Raw genomic sequence first — 1,333 nt, forward strand, 5'->3', positions numbered from 1 at the left:
CTACTACACCATCCCTCGACCGATGCGCGGAAAGCCCTGGTTCATCGAGTATGATGCCGCGAACGGCGTGCGCCAGAAAAGCTGGTTCAATCTCAACATGCCATGAGCCAGGCGATCACGCAGGACGAGGTACTATGGTCGCAATTCAGGGAGTTTTGTATTGTTCAAGGCCCTTCTCATATCCACTGTGATTTTGAACACAGGCTCAGTGTTGACAGCGGCCGGTCAGAGCGACAAGCCGCGATCAAGCGTGGACAATCCTATGTGGCCCGCTTCATTGAAATGGGACTGCAAGACTGCTGCCAAGATCGTATGTGAGCGTGATGGCAGTTGTTCAGTGGCTGAGGATCGCACTGGTTTTGTGCTGAACTACGGCAGCAACGAAGCTGAGTTCCCGGCCAGCAATGTCCGGATCAAACGCCACTATCAGCAGACCGTGCAGGCAAGCCCTTTGCAGCAGGAGGTTAAGGTCGAACTGGTCGACAATCGCGTTCTTTGGCTGACGGCCGTGGATGCCAGCCGCACTTATTCGGAAGCGTGGGTCGGCGCACTGAGCGAGCTGAAGGGTGGCGTGATACTGATGGAATCTCAGGGAGTCTATTGCATGCCGCACAAGTGAGTGCGCCGAGAGGGAAGGGGAAGGTCGCGAAGGCCGATATGGTCTGACCTGGGCCGCCGACCCGGCGTTTCAGAAAAAATTCATGGTCTCCCATCCAATTTCATGAGGCAATGAGGTGGTCTTATGTAGCATCGATCTGTCGGGCCGAGAAGTCGGGTCAGCGTTGCCGTGCAATACTGACGGGTTGCCTCTCAAGTACTGTTGATAAGACATACGGAAAGCGACATGCGTACTTTGCAACAGAAAGAACTTTATTGATGAAAGTCGCATAATCTTGACGTTGTACAATGATATCAGCTAAATTCATTCCGCCGGTCGGAAATCCGAAGGTCATCGATGCCAGTTCGATCGTGTCATCAGCGGCACGCATTATTCGCGCCGAGTCATTTACGTGGACGTCATCCGCCTGGCGCAAATCAAGTTCGGCTTGGTGGCTGGGGATTTTGAGCGCCAGCGACGCCATCATCCGGCAATATTCAGTCCAGAGTACGTGCTGTTCGTAGATGGGGTGATTGCGGTCGCTCCCAAGTCTTGGTCTGCTTCGCGCAATCTAATGAGAGAAGGGAGCAGAGCATGAAGCACTATGTCGGTTTGGATGTGTGGTTGGCTGAAACCGCAATCTGCGTGTCGATGAGTCCGGTATCATTTTCCGGAAAGGAGTGGCGGCCTCGGATCCAAACGAGCTCGCCGACTGGCTCGAGCGGCTCGGTCCTC

The 1,333-nt window shown here is 54.3% G+C and carries 2 protein-coding genes; one reads left to right on the forward strand and one right to left on the reverse strand.

What is annotated here, in order from left to right; genetic code table 11:
* Positions 1-160: 160 nt before the first annotated feature.
* Positions 161-619, forward strand: coding sequence for a hypothetical protein (locus EOA13_RS37075; RefSeq protein WP_127298039.1), 459 nt, complete (start codon positions 161-163; stop codon positions 617-619).
* A gap of 157 nt (positions 620-776) precedes the next feature.
* Here EOA13_RS37075 and EOA13_RS39270 read toward each other — a convergent pair whose 3' ends face one another.
* Positions 777-1,085 (reverse strand): hypothetical protein, encoded by a 309-nt coding sequence (locus tag EOA13_RS39270; protein WP_245490605.1) that lies wholly within the window; start codon positions 1,083-1,085, stop codon positions 777-779.
* Positions 1,086-1,333 lie beyond the last annotated feature (248 nt).

The organism is Mesorhizobium sp. M7A.F.Ca.US.011.01.1.1 (assembly GCF_003998295.1).
In the GTDB taxonomy this organism is placed as follows: Bacteria; Pseudomonadota; Alphaproteobacteria; order Rhizobiales; family Rhizobiaceae; genus Mesorhizobium.